We start from the raw sequence: 6,431 nt of genomic DNA, 5'->3' as shown, positions 1-6,431 counted from the left end.
CGGCATGTTCTCACCGAATCGCCGCAGCGTCCCGACGACGCCGATATCGACGACCTGCTGCCCTTCAACTTCAACAAACAGCCAGCCTGAACCCCGCCTTACGACGTGCACTGAAATGCGCGCTTACGATCAAGCTGTTGATAGCTCACGCAGGCGTGGAACTCTTCTGAGGCCTCATCGTGTTGCACTGTGGTCCTGCACAGGATGTCAGAGCCATGCCTGAGATCGGCGAACCGTGCCAGCAGACCCGAACAACCCTGTTCAAGCTCCAGGCGCGACAATGCCGCTTCATCGTCTCGGACGATCAGGACAAAGCGATCTTCTGCGGAAGTGAGACGCAAGAGGGCTCGAGCTGGTGCCCATAGCACCGGCGCTTGGTCTACGCGAAGCCCTTCATGGCTGAATTTGGTGCCGGGAAACGCTCGACATGAGCGGCGCGGTCACTCGTCGTCCTGCATCGCTCAGCGCTACTCAGAGGCAGGTTTGCCCTCTGCTTACGAGGGCAGGGAAGCTCATGCTTCTGACGACCCCACTTGCTCCGGATCCCCTGCAAGAGTGATACATAATCCATGCTGACTGAGGTAAGGCATGCTCCAGATGCTGTGCACGAAGACCTGCCCAAAGGTGCCAGCTTCGGAGGCCTCATGTCATCCATTCAGTTCCTGGCTCCGGCCAGAGCACCCGCGCGGGAATGCACCTACAACCTCTTCCGCAACAGGCCCGGGCCCAAACTACTCTGTGCCGTGCCGGAGGACTGCCCAGTTCCCGGGATCGTTGATCCCGACGAGTGGAGGTTTGAAGCGGGCGCTGCGGCCTTTGGACATGAGCCCTTGAGGCTTCCAGAACCGGGCCGCCCAGGCTGGCGTGCGGTTCAACGGGTTCTACCTGTTCCAGATCACCGACGCACGTTCGGAACTGGCAGCTTAGCCCAAAGCTCCCGAGTCTGCTCCAGTAACCGAACTCGACCAGCCGAGGGAACCGTATGGGCGTGGCGCTTTGCAAGTTCTGCCAGATCAGCCCCCAACTATAGCTATTGTCTCATCATTGATATGCGTTGATCGCACAGGCGACGCCTCGGAGAAGTCGCAGCGCTGAAACTATCCGAGTATTGATTAACTTCTCACAAACTCCAGGTGCAGCATCGTATGTGCCGTTCGTGTTGACGTGATACGCACAAGAACTTAGTTCACTATCTTTCCCAGTTTATAGCCAGCATATGAAATGAGGCGGAACACCAAGCCCTTTTCTGTCGAGATCAAGAAATCCCGCGTTCAAAGTCAGCGTCATCAACTTCCGCTCAGGCGACTGTTTGAGCTGACGTCGGTTGAGCCAGCCAAGATCGTCCAGACGGAAGAGCCTCAAGCGACGGCCGAATTAGCTACGGCTCCGCGCATCCTGCAGAGCATCGTCGAGCCTGTCTGGGGCAGCGCGGAGCCTGTTGAGCCTGTCTGTCGCGAGCCTTCTTCAGAGCAAGACAATCAGGAGCAGATAGAACTGGATTTGCCAGCAGCCTCATCAGAGACCCCAGCGGAAGCACACCCGGCCGTGCAGATGGCTGCCGAAGCTGTGTCACAGGCCGACATGTCTGACGCTGGAGCGACTACGGCGCCCATCCACAATGTGCACCCTGTGCTGGGTGAAAGTTTGAAGAAGGAGCGGAAGCCTCGGAAGAGGAGCCCCGGAGTCATTGAACAGGTGATGCAGCCTGAACCAATATCACGACCGGAGTGAGTGACACCTGAGGCTTCGATGCCGCCTTCACGGGAGGCAATCCAACACAGACGGACGAAGCGACTGGCTGAAGCCGCGCAACTTCCGCGCTCTGAGCGTTGGAAACGGCGCCTCCATCCAGCGTCTCGGTGAGGTGAGCCGAACTGTGCGGGATCCTGAATTGAAGTAGTTTGGACTTAATCTGACAGACGGTGTCGTTAGGCTGAGGCATGAGCCGAGGCCGGGCGCGGAGTGGTCGGGGTGCGTAGCGCCCGGCCTCGGCGTTCCCAAGGAGCACCGTCATGACCAACGAGCAGAAGATCATCCGGGCCAAGGTCGGCCTGCTGGAGCTGGCCAAGCAGCTCGGCAATGTCAGCCAGGCCTGCAAGATGATGGGCTATTCCCGCGACAGCTTCTCCCGCTTCAAGGAGCTCTACGAGACCGGCGGCGAACTGGCCCTGCAGGAGCTGACCCGGCGCAAGCCGCTGCTGGCCAACCGCGCCCCACCCGAGTTAGAAGCGGTGATCATCGAGTTGTCCCTGGAGCAGCCCGCTTTCGGTCAGATCCGCTTTGCCAAAGAGGTGCGCAAGCGTGGCCATTCGATCTCACCCGCCGGCGTACGTGGTGTCTGGCAGAGGCATGATCTCGAGACGATGAAGAAGCGGCTCAAAGCTCTGGAAGCCAAGGTCGCGCAGGAAGGCCTGATCCTCACCGAGAGCCAATTGGCGGCGCTGGAGAAGGCCAAGGCCGAGAAGGACGCGCATGGCGAGTTCGAGAGCGAGTGTCCTGGCTATTGCGGAGCCCAAGACACCTTCTACGTCGGCACTATGAAAGGGGTGGGTCGGATCTACCAGCAGACCTTCATCGACACTACACCAAGGTGGCGTTCGCCAAATTGTACGACCGCAAGACCCCAATCACCGCGGCCGACCTGCTCAACGATCGTGTCCTGCCGTTCTTCGACGCTCACGAGGTGAAGCTGTGTCGGGTGCTCACCGACCGCGGCACCGCGTACTGCGGCAATCCCGAACACCATGAGTACGAGCTCTATTTGGCAGTCGAGGACGTGGACCATTCCCGGACCAAGAGCCCGCAGACGACTGATGTGATCGACAAGAGCTTTTTACATCATCCTGGTGTATTCTTCCCTGGCGCACGGGTGACTCTGTGGCAAAGAGCAGGGCTTGAGGTGCAAACCCTGCCGCGCAGCCTTTATCGTCGCTCCTCCTTTAGAGCGCTCGTGCGCACCTTTCCGGATCTCGGGCCACGAGGGTTCCAGCCTGCCACGAACCGGGTGTAAGCCGCCTCGGCCTGCTCAACCCAGCGTCGCTCCTGATCACGATGGCTCTTGAGATTGTAGGCGTGAGCTGCTCCTTTCTGACCCCGGGCAGCCGGATAGCCCGCCTCGAGCTCGCGCATCTTCTTGGCATGCAGCGCCGGGCGGGCCCACAGGTAGCTCTCGCCCTTGCGCAAAAGATGCCAGATGAGGACGGCCAGCTTGCGGGCCGCTGCCACCGCCGCCACATGCTGGCCGCGTCGGCTGCTCACCCGGAGGAAGAACGCCCGCAGGGGACCAGGGGCTCGTGCCGCAGCCCAGGCGGCCTCAACCAACAGGCCCCGGGCATGCCCACGTCCCTGCTTGGTAATCCAGCTATCTGGATGCGAAACCTCCTTGGCGTGAGCGACGACCTGGAGGGCTTGGGGCAAAGCGTCTGAATCGGGTGGCTTGAAGCGCCGGTTGGCCATCTTCGGCTCGGTGGCCAGGAGCCGTTGCACAATCTGCTCGGGTGAAGCTCCCTTGAGCACGCACTGCCGTCTTCTGTTGTAGGCCTGGTTGAAGCCCTTGAGCAGGGTCTCGAGGTCCCGATGACTGTTGATTGTAATCCCCAGCACCTCACGCTGCACCCGCCCGTTGAAGCGCTCGACGAGGCCGTTGGTTTGCGGCGTATACGGCCTGGTCGTGCGGTGCTCCACCTTCAGCCTCCGGCAGGCGTCCTCGAAGCCATCGGCGGTAAAGCACGAGCCTCTGTCCGTCAGGACGTGCGTGACCTTGAAGGGAAACGCGCCGATCGCCTCTTTGAGGAAGGCGACCGCGCTGGTGGCCAGCTCGTCGTCCTTGACGGCCAGGTGCACCCAACGGGAGCAGCGGTCGATGGCGACATAGAGAAAGCGCTTGCGGCGCTCGCCGTTGGCGGTCTCCAGCTTGGGCAGGTGCTTGATGTCGATGTGGATGAAGCCGAGATCATACTCCTTGAACGTGCCGCTCTTGCGCTGGCGCTGCTGCCCCGGCGGCAGGCGCCCCAAGCCTTCAGCCTTGAGGATGCGGTAGACCGCATCGCGGTTGAGATGCGGCAGGAAGTGCGTGACCACGAAGGTGAGGTCATCGAGCGGAAAGCCGGTGGCCTAGCGGAGAGCACAGACGATCGCCCGCTCCTCGTCGGTGGCTTTCCAGGGCAGCTTGTGCGGCCGGCTGCTATGGTCCTGGCAGTCCTGTGCTCCGCGCTTGCGCCACTTGCGGATGGTCTCGGTGCTGACCCCGAAGCGCCGGGCGAGCACGCCCGTGGGCTCTCTCGAGCGGGCGATCTCCTGACGAACGGCTGGGGTGGTGCGGGCTTGGGGATGAATGGAGAGCATCAGATCCTCCATCAGGCACGTGGCGGGCGCCGCGAGCCATCGAAGCGCCACGTATAGTTCTCAATCGCCCAACGCACCCGATCCCAACAACGTTCCGCTACCAAACAGCTTAAGTCGAGTCTAGTAAAAGCAAGAGGGGGCAGGCTGTGGAAACAGTGGATATCAGAAGCAGCCCCCGCATTGGAACATCCGCCTGCCAGGAGGATTGAAGGGCATCGAAACCTCCCGTCCGATACTCCCGGCCGAGCTTGGGCTTACCCCTCTCGCCTAGAACTAGGCCAGGTCTTATTTCTTGGCCTCACGGGCTTCCTGCAGCTGCCGCATTGTCTCCAGGATCGCCTTGGTAGCCTGAGCCCCGCGGATCCCGACGAGCCCCGGTCAACGGTCTTCCCGTTCTAGTCCTTCCGGCCATTGAAGAACACGTCCCGCCCCCGCTTGGACATCTTCAGGATGGTTCTGGCTCGGTTTCGATGAGCCCCATCCCTCTTTTGGCGTATGCATCGGGAGGCTTGTCCATGCGTTTCCTGAACTAGGCAGCCTCTCGGGCAGTCAAACGAAGGGTATCACGCATGAAAAGCCTTGTTCTCGTCCTAGCACTTGCCGCCACTCCCGCAGCCGCGCAGGCCGAGCGCGTTACGCTGCGCGGCCTTCACGTCCTTTGCTCGACACCGGCCACGGCAAACCATCTGAACGAGTTGCGCGGCAACAACAGCGCATGGATAGCACAGGTCGAACTGGAAACCGCCCAGAAGCACTGCACACTCTTGCCAGGAGCCACGAACGTATGGGTCGAGAGGCGCTCCGGGGCCCTGACATGCGTCAAAGGCGATGACATGCCCAACTGCAGATGGACTGTGCTCAATGCAAGAGCTTCCCGGCAGGCCCGGTCCGCGGCAATCACCTCGACCGTGGAGGGGGCAAGGTGAGTGCGCTCCGCCATTCCTCAGACCAGGTGCTGACGGGTTGGCCGGTGAGCTCGGAAATAGCGGTGGTGTCTCGGGAATAGGTCATGCTGGCGTTCTGGCATGAAGAGAGGATATCCGCTTTCTCTTCTCCCAAAGCTGGATCTTGGGAAGCGACACCTTCGAAGACAGGGGAACAAGGAGAGGGGATGCTACGGCCTGTTATGACTTGAACCCTTTGCACCTGGAGGCGTTTTGCTCGTCCTTTTTGAGGAAGAGCCATGCTGACGGACACGCAATGGGCTATGCTGGAGCCTTCGGTGGACCAGTGCCATCCTAAGGGTAAGACCCCGCCGCAGGATCTGCGGCGGACACTGGATGCCATTCTCTGGCGCCATGAGAATGGTGCTAAGTGGCAGGCGATCCCCGCTGAACTGGGTCCATGGTGGCGGGCCGCTCAGACCTTCATCTGCTGGGCTCGCCTAGGTGTCTGGGAGCGCTTGTCGCCGTTGTAAAGATAAAGCACACGGGCACCAAGGGGGTTCTGTAACCCGCCAGGCATACCGACTGCCCAGCGGGCATTCCGCTCCGGCTCTCGCCTGATCATGTCCGCTGTCGGTGTCCAACTTGGCCAGGTGGCCTTTCGGCCCACCCGTGCACGACCTCTCCAGGCGAGGCCTTCCTTTCCAACACCAATCCCGTAGCGGAGAGCGCGTCCGCTTTCTCGCACGAGGTAAAGGTACCGAGTGGCTGTATCAACGATGATTGTTCCTGGTTGCTCAGGCCCATGATAGGCGACTTCCTGGCGCAGGAATTTAGGGTCGACTTCTGAGATATCTGTTGCAGGAAGCGGGAACCGTTCATCCGGACGAGGTCCATACATCCTGACGTATTCGGGATTGGAGAGCTTGCCCGCGGTCGGTACCGGCGGCTGTTCAACAGAAACACAGCTGGCGAGCGCGGCGAAGAACAGAACAACGGCGAAACGCGTGCAGTGGCGGTTGACATGGTTGAACGCCGAACAGAAGACAAGCATCAGGCGGGCCCTGGATTGGCGGCAGAGAACAGCTGAAATATTGCCATTGTCCTAACGTTCACCTAACGGCACAAGCTCAACTCTACGCCAGGGCGCAACGAGCGATCCGGCAAAAAATTCCCTCGCTAGCAAAAGCCAGCGAGGGGAGG

The 6,431-nt window shown here is 60.7% G+C and carries 3 protein-coding genes and 3 pseudogenes; 4 read left to right on the top strand and 2 right to left on the bottom strand.

The features are described from left to right. The first annotated feature begins 215 nt into the window (after positions 1-215). The 3 genes and pseudogenes from GR303_RS25570 to GR303_RS22475 all read left to right on the top strand — a co-directional run. Positions 216-365, top strand: a complete 150-nt coding sequence (locus GR303_RS25570; protein WP_161726443.1) for a GcrA family cell cycle regulator — start codon at positions 216-218, stop codon at positions 363-365. 856 nt (positions 366-1,221) lie between these two features. Continuing rightward, entirely contained in the window at positions 1,222-1,731 is a 510-nt protein-coding gene (locus GR303_RS22480) for a hypothetical protein (protein ID WP_161726441.1), read from the top strand. Positions 1,732-2,012: 281 nt separating this feature from the next. Then, positions 2,013-2,827 (top strand): annotated as a pseudogene (locus tag GR303_RS22475) (helix-turn-helix domain-containing protein); the annotation flags it as partial. A gap of 536 nt (positions 2,828-3,363) precedes the next feature. Here GR303_RS22475 and GR303_RS22470 read toward each other — a convergent pair. Next, positions 3,364-4,344, bottom strand: a pseudogene (locus tag GR303_RS22470) (IS481 family transposase); the annotation flags it as partial. Positions 4,345-5,527: 1,183 nt separating this feature from the next. On the opposite strand from GR303_RS22470, the pseudogene GR303_RS22465 reads away from it, so the two are divergent. After that, positions 5,528-5,749, top strand: a pseudogene (locus GR303_RS22465) (transposase); the annotation flags it as partial. Here the strand turns inward: GR303_RS22465 and GR303_RS22460 are convergent. Continuing rightward, on the bottom strand, positions 5,704-6,129 hold the full coding sequence (locus GR303_RS22460; RefSeq protein ID WP_343038500.1) for a L,D-transpeptidase: 426 nt from the start codon (positions 6,127-6,129) through the stop codon (positions 5,704-5,706). The pseudogene GR303_RS22465 and the gene GR303_RS22460 sit on opposite strands and share 46 nt — an antisense overlap. Between the last annotated feature and the right edge of the window lie 302 nt (positions 6,130-6,431).

It is taken from the genome of Microvirga arsenatis, assembly GCF_009910705.1.
GTDB lineage: Bacteria > Pseudomonadota > Alphaproteobacteria > Rhizobiales > Beijerinckiaceae > Microvirga > Microvirga arsenatis.
Note: the sequence above shows the minus strand (reverse complement) of the source record. Positions and strands in the feature narration are given on the sequence as shown.